Origin of the sequence: Acinetobacter sp. SH024, assembly GCF_000163635.1 — a bacterium.
Lineage (GTDB): Bacteria > Pseudomonadota > Gammaproteobacteria > Pseudomonadales > Moraxellaceae > Acinetobacter > Acinetobacter pittii.
The window spans coordinates 1-632 of the sequence record NZ_GG753623.1; the positions used below are offsets into that span (position 1 = coordinate 1).

A 632-nucleotide genomic window follows, 5' to 3' on the forward strand; every position below is an offset into this window, starting at 1 on the left:
CTGTCACGGTGTAGTTAGTACCGTTCACATTCACTACTGTGCCATCGATTGCATCAGGTCCCAATGCCACTTGTGCATTGAAGGTGCCGTCTGTACCAAGCTCGTCTGCATTCAAGATACCGTCGCCATTCAAGTCTTCAGGAATCGTGATCGCACCGATCAGGTCTGCAGGTACGGTATCAATAGTAAGCGTAGCTGTATCTGTAGCCGTATTACCAGCTGGATCAGTTGCAGTTACAGTTACAGTATGAGGACCATCTATTAATGCAGGCAAAGTATTGTCTGCAAGAGTCCAAGTACCATCACCGTTATTCACTGCCGGATAGTCAACACCATCCACATTCACAACCACTGTTGCTGTTGGGTCATTGATTACCCCTGTTAAAGCAGGAGTTGTGTCATTAGTAGTTAAGTCATCTAAAGATACAACTGGAACGCTAGTATCAATGGTCACCACTGCTGTATCTGTACCTGCATTGCCTGCTGCATCTGTTGCAGTCACGGTAATGGTGTGTGGACCATCAGTTAACGCAGGAAGTGTATTGTCCGCAAGCGTCCAGGTGCCGTCACCATTGTTCACTGCCGGATAGTCAACACCATCCACATTGACAACCACTGTTGCTGTCGGATCG

1 protein-coding gene is annotated in these 632 nt (G+C 47.6%); it reads right to left on the reverse strand.

Annotation, left to right across the window (positions count from 1 at the left end; all coding sequences use genetic code 11):
- A partial coding sequence (locus HMPREF0013_RS24235; RefSeq protein WP_005804967.1) for an Ig-like domain-containing protein occupies positions 1–632 on the reverse strand: 632 nt, incomplete at both ends.